Genomic DNA, 17746 nt, shown 5'->3' on the forward strand with positions numbered 1-17746 from the left:
TAATTCTTCTTATGGAATTAAAAAGAGTTGTAGTAACAGGTCTCGGTGCATTGACTCCTGTAGGTAATACTGTTCCTGAATTCTGGAACAACCTGATTAACGGAGTAAGCGGAGCGGGACCTATTACTCATTTCGATGCCAGCAAGTTCAAGACTCAGTTTGCTTGTGAGGTAAAGAACTTCAATGCGACCGATTTTATCGACCGCAAAGAGGCTCGTAAGATGGACCTTTATACTCAGTATGCCATCACTGCTGCCAAAGAAGCTGTAACTGATGCTAACATTGACGTCGAAAAAGAAGATTTAAACAAAATCGGAGTAATTTTCGGAGTAGGAATCGGTGGACTTCATACTTTCGAAGAAGAAGTTTTAAACTACGCACAGACCAAAGATACTATTGGCCCACGTTTCAACCCATTCTTTATCCCGAAAATGATTGCAGACATTGCATCAGGACACATCTCTATGATTTATGGATTTCACGGTCCTAACTTCACTACCACTTCTGCTTGTGCTTCTTCATCAAACGCTATCGGTGAAGCATTCAACTTGATTCGCTTGGGAAAAGCAAACATGATTGTGGCTGGAGGTGCTGAAGCAACAATCTACCCTGCTGGTGTAGGTGGCTTCAACGCAATGAATGCACTGTCTACCCGAAATGACGATCCAAGCCACGCTTCACGTCCGTTCAGCGCAAGCCGCGACGGTTTCGTAATGGGTGAAGGTGCCGGATGTTTGATTTTGGAAGAACTGGAACATGCAAAAGCCCGTGGTGCTAAGATTTATGCCGAACTGGCCGGAACAGGTGCATCAGCCGACGCTTATCATATAACAGCCTCTCATCCTGAAGGTCTGGGTGCGAAACTGGTTATGACAAATGCGCTCGAAGATGCAGGTATGCAACCGGAGGATATCGACTACATCAATGTACACGGTACTTCTACACCGGTAGGAGACATTTCAGAAGTAAAAGCAATCCAGGCTTTGTTTGGAGAACATGCTTACAAACTGAATATCAGCTCTACCAAATCTATGACTGGACACTTGCTTGGAGCTGCTGGTGCAGTAGAAGCAATTGCTAGCGTATTGTCTGTTAAGAACGACATTGTTCCTCCTACTATTAACCACGAAGAAGGTGACAACGATGAACAAATCGATTACAACCTGAACTTCACTTTCAACAAGGCACAAAAACGTACCGTTCGTGCTGCGTTAAGTAATACATTTGGTTTTGGTGGACACAATGCATGTGTAATCGTAAAAAAATACACTGAATAAACTGTGTTTAGCAATATAACAGATAAGATAAGACTCCTCTTCCGAAAGGATAAGGAGCCTTATCTTTGTTTTTATAGAATACTTGGATTTTATCCACACAACATTAGCATTTATCAACAAGCTCTGCTACATAAGTCTTCTTCTATCAAAGCAGGGAAGGGACGCTTGTTGAATAACGAACGACTGGAATTTCTGGGAGATGCTATTTTGGATGCAGTTGTAGCAGATATTGTTTACAAACGTTTTGAGGGAAAACGGGAAGGATTTCTTACAAATACACGTTCTAAAATAGTACAGCGAGAAACTCTGAACCACATCGGTAAGCAAATAGGTCTGGATAAGCTAATAAAATACACTACGAAACAGTCGTCGCACAACAGTTATATGTGCGGGAATGCATTCGAAGCTTTGATAGGAGCTATTTATTTGGACCGAGGCTACGGTGCCTGCAAAATGTTCATGGAAGAGCGTATTATCAAACAATATTTGAATTTGGAGAAAATCTCACGCAAAGAGGTAAACTTTAAATCGAAACTGATAGAATGGAGTCAGAAAAACAAATTTGAAATCAGCTTCGAATTACTTGAACAATCTCACGATGAAGATCAGAATCCTGTTTTCGAATCGCAAATATTGGTTGAAAATATAGCTGCTGGAAAAGGTAAAGGATACTCTAAAAAAGAATCACAACAGGAGGCTGCTCACGAAACACTGAACAAAATCAAAAATGATCCGCAATTTATTGATATCATTTTTGCAGCAAAAGCAGAACGTGAAAAAGCTGAAAATCCGACAAATACAGAAGAGGAGAAGCATCCGGCGCCGATTGATGAGCTAAAAGAGTCTTTCATACAGGAAGAAACTATTTCTGAAAAATATGAAGACCACGAACGCATTATTGCAGAAGCAGAAGCGGCTGCATTTCTTGAAAAAGAAACAACCGGAACAGATAACTAATAACCGGAATTTAGACAAAAAATATCCTATTGTACCAAGCTATTTTAATGCTCGATACAATAGGATAAATTGTATTTATATTTTCACTTATTTCACGAAATCAGCCCAGTTAGTCAAACGCATATCACCTTTCTCCATAAATACTTGATGCATACCCAATACAGCAGGCAAATAATGAGAAGTCTGTCCTTTGGTAGAGATCTTGAGATAATCCCACAATAGCTGTTTATAGTCGGGGTGAGCACAATTCTCAATAACAGTTTTGGCACGTTCCATAGGGCTTTTACCACGCAAATCGGCAACACCTTGTTCTGTGACAATCACATTAACAGAATGTTCACTATGATCCTGATGAGACACCATAGGTACGATAGAGCTGATACATCCTCCTTTAGCTGTAGACGGACAAGAGAATATAGAAATGTATGCACTGCGGGTAAAATCACCAGAGCCGCCAATTCCATTCATCATCTTCGTTCCGCAAATATGAGTTGAGTTCACATTTCCATAAATATCTGCTTCAATTGCAGTATTCATTGTAATGACACCGATTCGACGGACAACTTCCGGACAATTGGAGATTTCAGAAGGGCGTAGAATCAATTTGTGGCGGAAGAAGTCCATGTTATCATAAATATCCTGCAAACAATCATTGGTCACACTCAAAGAACAGGTACTTCCAAACTTGATACGACCTTCTTTTATCAGCTTGATTACTGAATTCTGAATAACCTCAGTATACATTTCGAACGGCGGAATGCTGGAATCTTTACCCAGAGCACTTAATACTGCATTGGCAATATTACCCACACCTGATTGCAACGGAAGGAAGGTAGAAGGAATTACACCTCTTCTCATATCTGCTGCCAGGAATTCAGCTACATTCTGGCCAATCTTATCAGTTACAGGATCTGAATCGTGGAAGCCACGAGCTTCATCCGGTATATTTACTTCAACTACACCAACTATCTTCGAAGGGTCCACTTGGATATAAGGAAGACCTATACGGTCGCTAGGACGTACAATTGGAATCGGACGACGATAGGGAGGACGTTCCATCTCATATAAGTCGTGCATACCAATCAGATTCTTACTATGGGCTGCATTCAACTCCACAATTATCCGGTCAGCCAGACGAGCAACAGTAGGAGTAACACCTACACCGGCTGTCAAGTAAATACGACCATCATCCGTGATTTCGCAAGCTTCAATAATTGCAGTACTTACATGACCAAGAAAACCCGAACGCAAGCGTTGAGCTAATTGTGAAAGATGAATATCTGTATAACGGATTTCTCCATTGTTTACAGCTTTACGGAAGTCTGTATTAGTGGTATAAGGAGCTCGGAAACTAATAGCCTTTGCACGGGTCAATGCACCGTCACAAGAATCTCCTGTAGAAGCTCCTGTAATAATTCCTACCTGGAACTGTTCACCACGTGCGTGTTTTTCTTCAGCTATCTTTGCCAATTCTGAAACAACAGCTTTCGGAGTACCTGCAGGGGTAAAACCACTCAATCCCAGAATCTCTCCGTCTTTTATAAGGCTTGCAGCTTCGGCTGCCGACATAAAAGTAAAACTCATTTTATTCAGTGTTTATCGTTAGTATTAAAAAAGTTCGGTTATCAAATTCAAAAATAGAAAAAATTCAGCAGGTCTGCCATACTATTCATACTTTCTGCTAAAAATTTCAGAATAGATAAAAGCACGACGCGCTTCTTCTCGCATATTCAGTCTGACAGAGGACGTCCGGGTTTCATGAACAGCTGATTGAGAAGGAAGAGGAGAGGTGGATGCTTGCTCAATCGGTTTTCGTAATTCTTCTTTCTTTTTTGTCCTTGCCTCCACAGGTATAGGAGGAGGTACAACAGTCAGATGTGCATCCAGTTTTTTCTTTAACTGTTGCTTACGAATTTGCATGCGTTTCACCCTTTTCTCTCTACTTTTTTGCCAAACAGCAATAGCAATCATTGCCACTACAACCAAAACCTGAAAGATTTCCATATCAAACAAATATTAAGGGTTTTAGCCAAAGATACGAATAAATCCTATATATCCTACCGGTTTTATGGAAGTTAACACGGAAAGAGGTATCTTTGCAAACAGTAACACTAATTTTTATAATAAGAATCCTATGACAAAAGAAAACACAGGAGCAGACTTTAAATCTGCAACTGAACACGAAAACAAGAAACTGTTTATCGAAACTTATGGCTGCCAGATGAATGTAGCCGACAGTGAAGTAATTGCTTCTATCATGCAAATGGCGGGATACTCGCCTTGCGAAACATTGGAGGAAGCCGATGCTGTATTCATGAACACCTGTTCTATCCGCGACAATGCAGAACAGAAGATTCTGAATCGTCTGGAATTTTTCCACTCTTTACGCAAAAAACGTAAACACCTTATCGTAGGAGTGTTGGGATGTATGGCCGAACGAGTAAAGAACGACTTGATTGAAAATCATCATGTAGATCTTGTGGCCGGTCCAGACTCATACCTGACACTTCCTGATTTGATAGCAGCTGTAGAAGCCGGAGAAAAAGCAATCAACGTAGAACTGTCTACCACCGAGACTTATCGTGATGTCATTCCATCCCGTATCTGTGGAAACCACATCTCCGGATTTGTATCAATCATGCGTGGCTGCAACAATTTCTGCCACTATTGCATTGTGCCTTATACACGCGGACGCGAACGTAGCCGTGATGTGGAAAGTATTTTGAATGAAGTACACGACCTGGAAAAGAAAGGTTATAAAGAGGTAACTTTGCTGGGGCAGAATGTCAACTCTTACCGGTTTGAAAGAGAAGGGGAGACAGTAACTTTCCCTATGTTGCTCCGTATTGTAGCCGAAGCGGTACCGGGCATGCGCGTACGCTTTACGACTTCACATCCTAAAGACATGAGTGATGAAACCCTCCATGTCATTGCAGAAGTTCCCAATGTATGCAAACATATTCATTTACCCGTACAAAGCGGAAGTTCCAGAATTCTGAAACTGATGAATCGTAAGTATACCCGCGAATGGTACTTGGAAAGGGTAGAAGCTATCCGTCGCATCATCCCCGATTGTGGCTTAAGTACTGATATTTTCTCCGGATTCCACTCCGAAACAGAAGAGGATCATCAGATGTCACTCTCGCTCATGCGCGAATGTGCCTACGATTCAGCCTTTATGTTTAAGTATTCTGAAAGACCAGGAACTTATGCATCAAAACATCTTCCCGATGACATTTCTGAAGAGGTAAAAATCCGCCGTCTGAATGAAATGATTGAGTTACAAAATCAGCTTTCAGCAGAAAGCAATGCCAAAGATGTGGGTAAAACATTCGAAGTATTAGTAGAAGGTGTTTCCAAACGATCTAAAGAGCAGTTATTTGGCCGTACCGAGCAAAACAAGGTTGTCGTATTCGACCGAGGAACACATCGTATCGGTGACTTTGTCAAAGTCCGGATTACCGAATCAAGTTCTGCTACATTGAAAGGCATAGAAGTTACAGAATAAACATTTCGAAATAACTATATTAAAATCGAGCAGGTAAATCAAGCATTCCTCAAAGCTTGTCTATCTGCTCGATTTTCTTTAGCCCAAAGCATTCCCTTTTCCATCTGAATGTATTCAAACAATCACACAAATTACACATCAGTTTCCTACAGCATTTTCAAGACCATTCCCATTATTTTTATACAATATATTAAAAACGTTTAATAGAATAGGGTATATAATCAATTTATTTGTTATTTTGCAGCAAATTAGGGAATAAAGTGAATATACTAAATATAAATAAATGTCCCCTTTGTGGGAATAGCCAATTTCAGAAAGTGATGACCTGTACGGACCACTATGCTACCGGCGAAAAATTCGACGTGGAGCAGTGTACCCATTGTCACTTCCTTTTCACTCAACGTGCCCCTGTAGAAGCCGAAATAGGCAGATACTACGAATCACCCGATTATATTTCGCACAGCGATACACATAAAGGCCTGATGAACCAAATATATCATCAGGTACGCCGTTATATGCTTGCCCGCAAGGCAAGACTCGTTAAACACAGCAGTCGCCTGAATGAAGGAAGTTTGTTAGATATCGGTACAGGAACCGGATATTTCAGCCATTTTATGGCAGAAAAAGGATGGAAAGTCACTGCAATAGAGAAAAGTCCACAGGCACGTGAATTTGCCAAAAAACATTTTGGCTTAGACGTACAGCCTTCCGAAGCACTTTCATTACAAGAAGAAGCATCGTTTGACGTTGTTACTCTTTGGCATGTAATGGAACATCTCGAACATCTGAATGAAACATGGGAAATATTGAACCGTATTCTAAAGGAAAGAGGAGTTCTGATTGTTGCGGTTCCTAATCCTAACTCATTCGATGCCCAGAAATACAAAGAAATGTGGGCAGCCTATGATACGCCACGACATTTGTGGCATTTCACTCCGTCTACCATGCAACAATTCGGAGCTAAACATGGCTTCATTTTAGCAGAACAACATCCCATGCCGTTCGATGCCTTTTATGTATCCATGCTCACCGAAAAATACAAAAAAAGCCGTCATCCATTCCTGAAAGGATTGTTGACTGGTACAGAAGCATGGTTTGCTTCACAAGCTAAAAAGGAGCGAAGCAGCTCCATTATCTACGTTTTTAGAAAGAAGTGATTATGAGTAAAAAATTGGTAGCTTTCTTCGACATGCAGTTTATCACTTCCAGTATCAGTACGATGCTGGTACTGCTTCTATTGGGATTGGTCGTGTTCTTTCTCATGGCCGCCAATAACTTATCTGTATATGTACGCGAAAACATAGCAGTATCAATACTTATCAGCGATGATATGAAGGAAGCAGAAATTACACGTTTCCAGAAAGAGCTGAACGGATTTCCTTACATCAAGAAAACTACTTATATATCCAAGGCACAGGCACTGAAAGAGCAGACCGAAGCCATGGGTACTGACCCTGCCGAATTTTTAGGCCATAATCCATTCACCGCTTCCATTGAGGTCACACTCAATGCCGATTATGCCAATGCGGACAGTATTGCGTGGATAAAGGATGAAATACTTTCCCATAAGCACATACTTGAAGTCAACTATCCGCAAGATTTGTTGGATGCGGTAAATAAAAACATCCAAAAAATCAGTATTGTCCTGCTGGTTCTGGCTGCTTTACTGACTCTAATCTCATTTGCTCTAATCAACAATACAATCCGATTGGCTATCTATTCCAAACGTTTCCTTATCCACACAATGAAGCTAGTAGGAGCCAGCTGGAATTTCATACGCCGTCCTTTCCTCATCCGTAATATTTGGGTAGGAGTTTTAGCAGCAGCAATGGCTAATGCTTTACTAACTGCAATGGCTTATCTTCTGGTACGATACGAACCGGATCTGTTAGCAGTCATCACTCCTTCGGTAATACTGGTTGTCATGACTTCTGTATTTGTTTTCGGTATCATTATTACAACTTTCTGCGCCTTGATATCCATCAACAAATACTTGCGTATGAAGGTTAGCGATTTATACAGCAAATAAAAAATCTATTAATATTTTATTTTTCATCAGTATGGACAAAAAGAACTTTGCCTTTGATAAGACTAACTTCATCCTATTGGGAATAGGGATGGTAGTAATTATTATCGGCTTTTTACTCATGACCGGACCTGGTTCCAATGAAACGATGTTTCAACCAGACATTTTCAGCGTACGTCGTATTAAAGTCGCTCCGGTAGTTTGTTTCCTGGGATTTATATTTATGATTTACGGTATACTCCGAAAACCTACAGATAAAATAGAAAAATAAACATGAGTTGGATTGAAGCTTTAATCTTGGGTATTCTGCAGGGATTGACAGAATACCTTCCAGTCAGCAGTAGCGGACACCTTGCTATCGGATCAGCATTATTTGGTATTGAGGGAGAAGATAACCTGACCTTTACCATCGTTGTCCATGTAGCTACAGTATTAAGTACACTGGTCATTCTTTGGAAAGAAATTAACTGGATATTCCGTGGACTATTCAAGTTCCAGATGAACGAAGAAACCCGTTATGTAGTCAACATCATCATATCCATGATTCCGATTGGCATCATTGGTGTATTCTTTAAAGATTATGTCGAAGATATTTTCGGATCAGGTCTGCTTGTGGTAGGATGCATGTTGCTTATCACAGCACTTCTGCTCACTTATTCTTATTATGCCAAGCCGCGTCCAAAAGAAAAAATCAGTATGAAAGACGCATTTATCATCGGTTTAGCCCAAGCTTGTGCTGTATTGCCCGGATTGTCACGTTCCGGCTCAACAATTGCTACCGGACTTATCTTAGGAAATAAGAAAGAATCGTTGGCACAATTCTCATTCCTAATGGTCATTCCTCCTATTTTAGGAGAAGCCTTGCTCGATGGAATGAAAATTATAAAAGATGCCTCCATGGCCGGAGCCGAAATATCTACCTTGTCACTGATAGTAGGCTTTTTGGCGGCATTCATATCGGGATGCATCGCCTGCAAATGGATGATCAACATTGTAAAGAAAGGTAAACTGATTTATTTTGGAATTTATTGTGCCATTGCCGGTATACTGACCATCATACTCAGCTAACCCATTGTCCCCATATATAAAGAATGAATTTCAAGGAAGGAGAAATATTATATTTCAACAAACCGTTACGATGGACATCGTTTGCGGTTGTCAACAAGATAAGATATCACATCAGCCGAAAATTAGGCGTAAAAAAGATTAAGGTAGGACACGCCGGAACACTCGATCCGCTGGCTACAGGAGTCATGATTATATGTACCGGAAAAGCGACCAAACGTATCGAGGAATTCCAGTACCACACCAAAGAGTACATAGCAACCCTTCAACTGGGAGCTACTACTCCTTCATTCGATTTGGAAAAAGAAATTGATGCGACTTATCCTACCGAACATATTACCCGGGAACTGGTAGAAGAAGTGCTGAAAAAGTTCGTAGGAACCATCGAACAAGTACCACCGGCTTTCTCAGCCTGCAAAGTAGACGGAAAACGTGCTTACGACCTGGCAAGAAAAGGAGATGAAGTAGAGTTGAAAGCCAAAACACTGGTCATCGACGAAATAGAATTGCTGGAATGTAACCTGCCGGAAATAAAAATCAGGGTAGTATGCAGCAAAGGCACATATATCCGTGCGCTGGCACGCGACATTGGTGAAGCGTTGAACAGTGGTGCCCATCTGACAGGACTCATACGCACAAGAGTAGGAGAGGTCAGACTTGAAGATTGCATGGAAGTAGAAAACTTCCCGGAATGGCTCGAGAAACAAGAAATAGAAGTTATAAACGATTAAGGAAAGAAAGGAACGCAAAAGATGAAGCTATCACAATTCAAATTCAAATTACCGGAAGAACGTATCGCCCTTCATCCGGCAAAATACAGAGATGAATCTCGTCTGATGGTAGTCAATAAAGCTACCGGAGAAATTGAACATAAAATCTTCAAAGATATTTTAAACTACTTTGATGACAAGGATGTATTTATCTTCAATGATACTAAAGTCTTTCCTGCACGTTTGTATGGAAACAAAGAAAAAACCGGAGCCCGTATTGAAGTATTCCTGTTGCGCGAACTGAACGAAGAACTGCGTTTGTGGGATGTATTGGTAGACCCGGCCCGCAAAATCCGTATCGGAAACAAATTGTATTTTGGTGATGACGATTCGATGGTAGCCGAAGTAATCGACAATACCACTTCACGCGGACGTACCCTTCGCTTCCTGTACGACGGGCCACACGATGAATTCAAAAAAGCCTTGTATGCACTGGGAGAACCCCCATTGCCTCCATTTATCAAACGACCGGCAGAACCTGAAGACGAAGAGCGTTTCCAAAATATCTTTGCTAAAAACGAAGGAGCAGTTACTGTCCCTGCCGCAGGCTTGCATTTCAGCCGCGAATTGATGAAGCGTATGGAAATCAAAGGTATTGACTTCGCTTTCATTACCATGCATGCCGGTTTGGGCAACTTCCGCGACATTGATGTAGAAGACCTGACCAAACATAAAATGGATTCAGAGCAGATGTTTGTCAATGCAGAAGCATGCCGCATTGTCAACGAGGCCAAAGACCGTGGCAGCCGTGTGTGTGCCGTAGGTACTACAGTGATGCGTGCCATCGAAACTGCCGTAGGTACAGACGGACATTTGAAAGAATTCGAAGGATGGACCAACAAGTTTATCTTCCCTCCTTACGACTTCTCTGTAGCCAACGCTATGGTAAGCAACTTCCATATGCCGCTGTCTACCATGCTGATGCTGGTATGTTCTTATGGAGGTTATGAACTGATTATGGAAGCCTACAACACCGCATTGAAAGAAGATTACCGCTTCGGAACATACGGTGATGCCATGTTGATTTTAGACAAATAAAAACACAACTGCATCATGGCAAAAGTATACGTAGGCTTAGGTACAAACTTAGGCAATAAAGAAGAAAACTTACGTACTGCCGTCTATTTAATAAACAGGAAGATAGGGAAAGTAATTTCCCTGTCTTCTTTTTATGAAACCGCTGCATGGGGATTCGTTTCCGAGCATACCTTCCTTAATGCGGCAGCTTGTATAGAAACCACATTATCTCCTACTGATATATTACACTTTACACAGGAAATAGAACGGGAAATGGGACGAAAACAGAAATCTGTACAAGGAGTATATTCCGACCGTCCGATAGATATTGATATCCTGCTGTACAATAATCTTACACTGCAGACTCCCGAACTTACCATTCCGCATCCCTTGATGACGGAACGTCGCTTCGTAATGGAACCTTTGGCAGAAATTGCTCCTGATTTCATTCATCCTGTTCTTCATCAGTCTCTTTCCGAACTAAACAAACTCTTGCTCACTGAATCCGAATAAATTGCATCGCAATCACAAAGAAAGAGGTGTTAAACAGTTGTAAAATTCTGTCAAAATTCCGATATTGCGTACCCTTAGAAAACCTATTATACGCAATGTTATGAAGACATCTGGCTTAATGTTCCTTTTCTATTATGCAGGAGCATTCCTATCGGCAAATTCTTTATTTGCACAAGAAACACAAGTAGCCCATACAGACACTGTAACTACAGCTTTAGGTCGTGCACAAGACCTTCGTACTCTCCCTTTCCAGATTCAAAAGATAGAGGGGAATGAACTAACCCAAGTAAAAGACGCCAATTTCCTCCATTCACTGATTGGAAGAACCACGGGTGCCACTCTCAATCCAAGCTCTGCCGGAACAGGAGCAGGAGTACGTGTACGAATGAGAGGTACACGCAGTATTTGGGGAAACAACAATGTGCTGTATGTCATCGACGGAATTCCCTTCCCCCAGCTTTCCACCAATACCCTTTCGGCTATCTACACCGGATACGGGCTGACCGCCGATGCCATTGCTTCTCTTAATGCCGAAGATATAGAAGATGTCTCTATTCTCTCCGGTCCGTCGGCAGCCGCACTGTACGGAAGCGATGCCGCCAACGGTGCCATTCTTATCACCACCAAGAAAGGGAAGGCTACCCACCGGCCTGCCATTCATGTGTCTCAAAGCACTACGTTCAGCAAGCCTTTCGTCATGCCGGAATTTCAGAATCAGTATTATCAGTGGAATACAGCTTCGGATACCGGAGATCCCACCTGGAATCCTTCCGACTTCTACCGTACCGGACACACCATTCAGAATCATGTCAGTCTTTCTGCCGGTACCGACATCAACCAAAGCTATTTCTCGGCTGCCACACAGCATGCCACCGGACTGATAGAAAACAATCTCTCCAACCATTACAACCTGACTTTCCGCAACAGCACCCATCTGCTGAACAACAAGCTGCATATTGATTTCGGCCTAATGTATATGCGCACCAAAGAACAGAATATGCTGTCGCACGGAGACGATTTTAACCCTATCATTCCCGTTTACCTCTATCCGGAATGTCTGAACTTCCGACCTAATCAATATGGACAAATTACCGGTGTTCCCTGGTACGAACGCTATGACCCTGATAAAGATTACTATGCCCAATACTGGCCGTATTCCGAGTGGCAGAATCCCTATTGGATTATCAACCGAAACACCTTTCTCAATAAGAAAGACCGTTTCTTAGGCAATATCGGTATCAGTTACGACATTACCCCCTGGCTTTCTGCCTCCGCCCGCGTACGCTATGATAAAGATGTAATAAAGCAGGCACAAGAACTTTACGCATCGACCAGTGCCTATCTCATCAACTCGGAAAACGGACTGTACGGGGAAAATAAAGCCGACCTGCACCAACTGTACAGCGACCTTTCCCTTGACCTGCACCATCGCATAGGAGCATTTTCGTTCAATGCATTATTAGGAGGAAGCATACAGAAACGGCAATACGATTTCGATTTGCTCAACGGAGGTCTGATCCAACCCAACGGATTCTCAGCCGACAATATTGATGATGCGCTGAAAAACAGTGTTTCCGAATCATTCGAAGATAAAAGGAAAAGTCTCTTTGCCTCCTTGCAGATAGGCTTTAAAGACATGCTTTACGTGTATGCTACCGGACGGAAAGAATGGAATGATTTCAAGTACCGCACTTTCTATTCGGAAACCGATGGATTTTATCCCTCTGTCGGAATAGCCTTTATTCCCACAGCTTTTTCTGCGATTCGCTCCGATATTCTGTCATTCACTAAACTCCGCTTCGATTACAGCGAGACTGGAGCTACCCATCAGTATGCCTTGATAGAAGGACTGTGGCAAAAGAACCAAAACTTCGACTACGAGGCACTAACACAAGGAAAAAGCCCTGTCGAAACCACCAAATCGTACGAAGCCGGCATCGACTTAGGAATGTTCCAAAACCGGTTGAACCTATCTCTTACTTTATATACCTCTACCACTCACAGTGTAGCACTGACCCAACAAGCGAACTATAACCAGTTAATGAATGCCACTATCGAAAACAGAGGAGTCGAAATGTCTCTCCAACTCAAACAGCCCTTAGGTCCTGTAGAATGGAATAGCAACCTTACTTACACACTAAATAAGAACAAGATAAAAGACTTTACAAATATCTCTTCTGATGGAACAGAAACAGATATCCCATCGTTTGAAATGATAACTTCTTATCACCCTATCGCACAGGAAAAACTTGTAAAAGGCGGCTCCATAGGCGACATATACGTCCGCGCATTCCGCACCGACAGCAAAGGAAACCTTGTCATCGGGAGCGACGGGTTACCGGAAAAAAACAATGAATACACCTATGCCGGTAATGCTGCTCCCAAGTATCAGATAGGATGGAGCAACGACTTCAACTGGAAAGAAATAGCCTTAAGTTTCGTTCTACAGGGAAACTTTGGAGGAAAAGGTCTGTCCCTCACTCAGGCGATGATGGACCAGTACGGTGTATCGAAGGCTACTGCTGATGCACGTAACAACGGCGGTGTATGGGTAGGACAGCAGCTTATCCCAGCCAAGCAATATTATAATTATGTAACTGGTCTGGAGGGGGTAGGAGCAGCCTATATATACGACGCTACCAATGTGCGTCTGGCAGAACTCTCGGTAGGATATACCATTCCTATGCACCGTTGGGTAAACTGGATACAGAGTATCAAGGTTTCGTTTGTAGGACGCAATCTGTGCATGATTTACAACAAAGCGCCGTTCGACCCCATGAGTACGGCCAGTATGGGCAACTTCATGCAGGGAATAGATTATTTCAACCTGCCCAGTTTGCGCAACCTCGGTTTTTCTGTCAGCATGGACTTTTAGTTCAAAAAACAATTTAGCTGACACAGTAAACTGATAGAAAAGACTCTTCAAGAAGAGTAAGTAATATTAGTCGTATAAAGTGTCCCACTGCAAGGAGACACCTGTCTCCTTGCAGTGGGACACTCGTCTCTTTATAGTGAGACGGACGTACCCTTACAATGAGACACCCTTCCTGTTTAAGTATCCAACGAGATAAAACATCAAACAAGATACAACTATTTCATTTATTTTCTATATTTGCTCACGAATTGGTTCCACATCCTTGTTCTAGGAAACGGATTAAAAGGGAATCGGGTGAAAATCCCGGACAGTCCCGCTGCTGTAAAGCTCTATACCAAACTTTCTGAAAAATGCTCATACCACTGATATACAATGGCTATATTGGGAAGGTTTCAGAGAGGGAGTCAGTCAGAAGACCTGCCATCATTCATTTGCTCAGTGCCCTCTGGGGTTAGGGAAACTGTTGCCTGTTTTTTCATTTTATAAGAACCGACATGTATAAGCAGACCATCATGCGTGCCGTTTGGCTGATGTGTATCCTTGTATGGGGACATTGTATCTCTATATATGCACAAAGTAAGCTGGATAGCCTACAACATTTGGGAGAAGTCGTAGTAACGGCACGTACTTTCCAAAAAGAAGTTATTCCCGTACAGCAACTGTCCGGAAACGAATTGCAGCGCCTCAGCTCACATAATGTGGCCGATGCATTGCGTTATTTCTCCGGAATACAAATCAAAGATTACGGAGGAGTAGGAGGTCTGAAAACCGTAAACATCCGAAGCATGGGAACCAATCATGTAGGGGTATTCTACGATGGCATTGAACTGGGTAACGCACAGAACGGTACCGTAGACCTGGGACGATTCTCTTTGGACAACATGGAATCGGTTACACTGTACAACGGCCAGAAAAGTGCTATTTTCCAACCTGCAAAGGATTTCGGCTCTGCCGGCTCTATTTATTTACAATCACGTACCCCAAAGTTTGAAAACGAAGAACGTTACCATGTAAAGACAACCTTTAAGACCGGTTCGTTTGGAGTAGTCAATCCCTCCATATTATGGGAGCAGAAAATTCACGACAAACTTTACAGCTCTCTCAGTGCCGAGTATATGTATACCACCGGAAAATATAAATTCCGCTATCAGACTAAAGACGGATACGATACTACCGCTGTACGTCAAAATGGTGATGTACAGGCTCTGCGCGTAGAAGGCGGACTGTTTGGAAAAATAGACCAGGGATATTGGCGTGCAAAAGCCTATCTGTATAACTCCGAGCGAGGATATCCCGGTGCCATTGTACGCAACAAGTTCTCACACGAAGACCGTCAGTGGGATACTAATTTTTTCACACAGGGTACATTCAAAAAAGATTTTTCGTCCCGGTACAGCCTGTTATGCAACATAAAATATGCCTACGACTATTTGCATTATCTGGCAGACCCGAACAAAGATGAATCTTTGATGTATACCAACAATCATTATTACCAACAGGAAGTTTATGCTTCGGCTGCAAACCGGTTTACCATTTTACCGGGATGGGATGTCAGCGTGTCTGCCGACTATCAGTTCAATTTACTGAATGCCGATTTACAGGACTTTGTATATCCTCGCCGGCATACCGGACTGATAGCAGCTGCCACAGCCATTTCACTCGACCGGTTTAAAGCACAGGCCAGCCTGCTTGGAACTTTTGTACACGATAAAGTCCGGACAGAAAACGAATCGGCCCCCAACAAACAGGAATGGACTCCAGCTGTAGTCGCCTCGTATCAGCCATTCAAATCAATTGACTTGAATATCCGTGGCTTTTACAAGCGTATCTTTCGAATGCCAACCTTGAACGACTTGTATTATACTTTTGTAGGAAATGTAGATCTGGACCCTGAGTATACAAACCAGTACAATCTGGGATTTACTTATAGCAAATCTTTTTCCCACAGTTGGCTTCGCTACATAGAAATACAGACAGACGTATATTACAACGAAGTTGAAAACAAAATTATAGCTACACCGACTTCCAATTTTTTCCGGTGGACAATGATTAACCTGGGAAAAGTGGAAATACGAGGTATTGACGCTGCCCTGCAAACGGGATGGCAAATAGGAAGAGAGTTCCGCCTGAACGGAAGAATCAACTATACCTATCAAAAAGCACAGGACTTCACCGACCCTTACGATGAGTTCTATGGAGGACAGATACCTTACATTCCCTGGCATAGCGGTTCGGCAGCAGTAAATGCCAACTGGCGCTCGTGGGAAGCCAACTATAGTTTTATCTATACAGGAGAGCGGTATTCGTCGCAAGCCAATATTCTGGCCAATTACCAGCTGCCGTGGTATACCAGCGACTTATCGGTAGCCAAAACCCAGCGAATCGGTCCGGGCGACTTGAAACTAACATTAGAAATCAACAATCTGTTCAACCAGCAATACGAAGTGGTGATTTGCTATCCTATGCCGGGTATCAATTTCAAACTCATTGCACAATATACTTTTTAAATGAAAACGGACTTTATAAAATTATTCCACCATACATACAGTTTTGTTCTATCTGTCTTCATCGGCTTCATGCTTGCAGGATGCCGGGGAGAACTGCCGGTCATTGAATCTGAAATAGAATATGTAACCGATCCCACTTTGCCGAAGTCAATCAAAGGACTCTATGTATTGAACGAAGGAAATATGGGAAGCAACAAGTGTACACTCGACTTCTTCGACTATAATACCGGAGGCTATCACCGCAACATTTATGCAGAGCGAAATCCCGGAGTAGTAAAGGAGTTAGGCGATGTAGGAAATGACATTGCTATTTACGGGAATAAACTTTTTGCCGTAATCAACTGCTCACACTTTGTAGAAGTAATGGATGTACGCACAGGGGTGCATATCGGAAGCATTAATATCACAAACTGCCGATACATCACTTTTAATGAAGGAAAAGCTTATATCAGCTCATATGCAGGTCCCGTGCAAATTGACCCTAATGCACGTCCGGGAAAAGTGGTAGAAGTAGATGTCAATACCTTGCAAATTACGCGGGAAGTGGTAGTAGGATACCAGCCGGAAGAAATGGTAATCAACAACGGCAGACTATATGTGGCCAATTCCGGAGGATACCGTTTCCCCAATTACGACCGGACAGTTTCTGTAGTCGATTTGAATACATTTCAGGTAGTCAATACCATTGATGTAGCCATCAACCTGCACCGCATGGAAATTGACAAGTTCGGACGTATCTACGTCAGCTCAAGAGGAGACTATTACGGTACAGGATCTGATGTTTTCGTAATCGACAGCCAGACAGAAAAGGTTATCGGGAACTTAGGAGTGGCAGCCAACGAAATGTGCCTTTGCGACGACCAGCTCTACATGATAAGTACCGAATGGAATTACATAACCGGAAGTAATACAATCGGATTTTCACAATACGACACTCAGAAAGAAGAACTGATTCCGGGCAATTTCATTACCGATGGCACAGAAAAAGAAATCAAACTTCCTTACGGAATAGCTGTTAATCCGGAAACGAAAGAAATCTTTGTATCCGATGCTACCAACTATGTAACACCTGGATACTTGTATTGTTTCTCCAAAGAAGGAAAGCTACGCTGGAAAGTTCGTACAGGAGATATTCCGGCACATTTTGCCTTTACGACACAAGATTTTAATTAAATACTAAATAAAGAATAGATCTTATGAAAACAAAGTTACAACATTCAGCCTGGTTAAT

Annotated in this window: 15 protein-coding genes and 1 riboswitch; of the genes, 13 read left to right on the plus strand and 2 right to left on the minus strand. The window is 42.3% G+C overall.

From position 1 onward, the window contains the following. Positions 1-11 precede the first annotated feature (11 nt). Positions 12-1277 carry a beta-ketoacyl-ACP synthase II gene (gene fabF, locus O6P32_RS10990; RefSeq protein ID WP_269878549.1) on the plus strand — a complete coding sequence of 422 codons (1266 nt, stop codon included), beginning with the start codon at positions 12-14 and terminating at the stop codon, positions 1275-1277. A gap of 3 nt (positions 1278-1280) precedes the next feature. Next, entirely contained in the window at positions 1281-2234 is a 954-nt protein-coding gene (rnc, locus tag O6P32_RS10995; RefSeq protein WP_269878550.1) for a ribonuclease III, read from the plus strand. Between the two features lie 87 nt (positions 2235-2321). On the opposite strand, the gene O6P32_RS11000 is transcribed toward rnc, so the two are convergent. After that, positions 2322-3818, minus strand: coding sequence for an acetyl-CoA hydrolase/transferase family protein (locus tag O6P32_RS11000; protein WP_178267178.1), 1497 nt, complete (start codon positions 3816-3818; stop codon positions 2322-2324). An 81-nt stretch (positions 3819-3899) separates the two neighbouring features. Beyond that, positions 3900-4238, minus strand: coding sequence for a hypothetical protein (locus tag O6P32_RS11005; protein ID WP_269878552.1), 339 nt, complete (start codon positions 4236-4238; stop codon positions 3900-3902). Between the two features lie 130 nt (positions 4239-4368). On the opposite strand from O6P32_RS11005, the gene miaB reads away from it, so the two are divergent. The 11 genes from miaB to O6P32_RS11060 all read left to right on the plus strand — a co-directional run bounded on the left by miaB (position 4369) and on the right by O6P32_RS11060 (position 17688). After that, positions 4369-5742: a tRNA (N6-isopentenyl adenosine(37)-C2)-methylthiotransferase MiaB gene (miaB, locus tag O6P32_RS11010; RefSeq protein WP_269878553.1), complete on the plus strand. Its 1374-nt coding sequence runs from the start codon at positions 4369-4371 to the stop codon at positions 5740-5742. A 260-nt stretch (positions 5743-6002) separates the two neighbouring features. Next, the gene (locus O6P32_RS11015) at positions 6003-6899 is read left to right on the plus strand and encodes a class I SAM-dependent methyltransferase (protein WP_269878554.1); all 897 of its coding nucleotides are present in this window, start codon (positions 6003-6005) and stop codon (positions 6897-6899) included. Between the two features lie 2 nt (positions 6900-6901). Next, a complete protein-coding gene (locus O6P32_RS11020) occupies positions 6902-7771 on the plus strand; it encodes a cell division protein FtsX (protein ID WP_178267174.1) in 870 nt (289 codons plus the stop codon). 31 nt (positions 7772-7802) lie between these two features. Continuing rightward, positions 7803-8039, plus strand: a complete 237-nt coding sequence (locus tag O6P32_RS11025; protein WP_178267173.1) for a DUF3098 domain-containing protein — start codon at positions 7803-7805, stop codon at positions 8037-8039. 2 nt (positions 8040-8041) lie between these two features. Beyond that, entirely contained in the window at positions 8042-8836 is a 795-nt protein-coding gene (locus O6P32_RS11030; protein ID WP_178267172.1) for an undecaprenyl-diphosphate phosphatase, read from the plus strand. 23 nt (positions 8837-8859) lie between these two features. Further along, on the plus strand, positions 8860-9564 hold the full coding sequence (truB, locus tag O6P32_RS11035) for a tRNA pseudouridine(55) synthase TruB (protein ID WP_178267171.1): 705 nt from the start codon (positions 8860-8862) through the stop codon (positions 9562-9564). 21 nt (positions 9565-9585) lie between these two features. Continuing rightward, entirely contained in the window at positions 9586-10641 is a 1056-nt protein-coding gene (queA, locus tag O6P32_RS11040) for a tRNA preQ1(34) S-adenosylmethionine ribosyltransferase-isomerase QueA (protein ID WP_178267170.1), read from the plus strand. Positions 10642-10656: 15 nt separating this feature from the next. Then, positions 10657-11133, plus strand: coding sequence for a 2-amino-4-hydroxy-6-hydroxymethyldihydropteridine diphosphokinase (gene folK / locus O6P32_RS11045; protein ID WP_269878556.1), 477 nt, complete (start codon positions 10657-10659; stop codon positions 11131-11133). Between the two features lie 100 nt (positions 11134-11233). Further along, positions 11234-14008, plus strand: a complete 2775-nt coding sequence (locus O6P32_RS11050) for a SusC/RagA family TonB-linked outer membrane protein (protein WP_269878557.1) — start codon at positions 11234-11236, stop codon at positions 14006-14008. 232 nt (positions 14009-14240) lie between these two features. Then, a riboswitch (cobalamin riboswitch) is annotated at positions 14241-14449 on the plus strand. 53 nt (positions 14450-14502) lie between these two features. Further along, complete coding sequence (locus O6P32_RS11055) at positions 14503-16515, plus strand: TonB-dependent receptor (RefSeq protein WP_408636065.1); 2013 nt, start codon at positions 14503-14505, stop codon at positions 16513-16515. A gap of 69 nt (positions 16516-16584) precedes the next feature. Beyond that, on the plus strand, positions 16585-17688 hold the full coding sequence (locus tag O6P32_RS11060; protein WP_269878612.1) for a DUF5074 domain-containing protein: 1104 nt from the start codon (positions 16585-16587) through the stop codon (positions 17686-17688). The last annotated feature ends 58 nt before the right edge of the window (positions 17689-17746 follow it).

It is taken from the genome of Phocaeicola acetigenes (assembly GCF_027529745.1).
In the GTDB taxonomy this organism is placed as follows: Bacteria; Bacteroidota; Bacteroidia; order Bacteroidales; family Bacteroidaceae; genus Phocaeicola; species Phocaeicola acetigenes.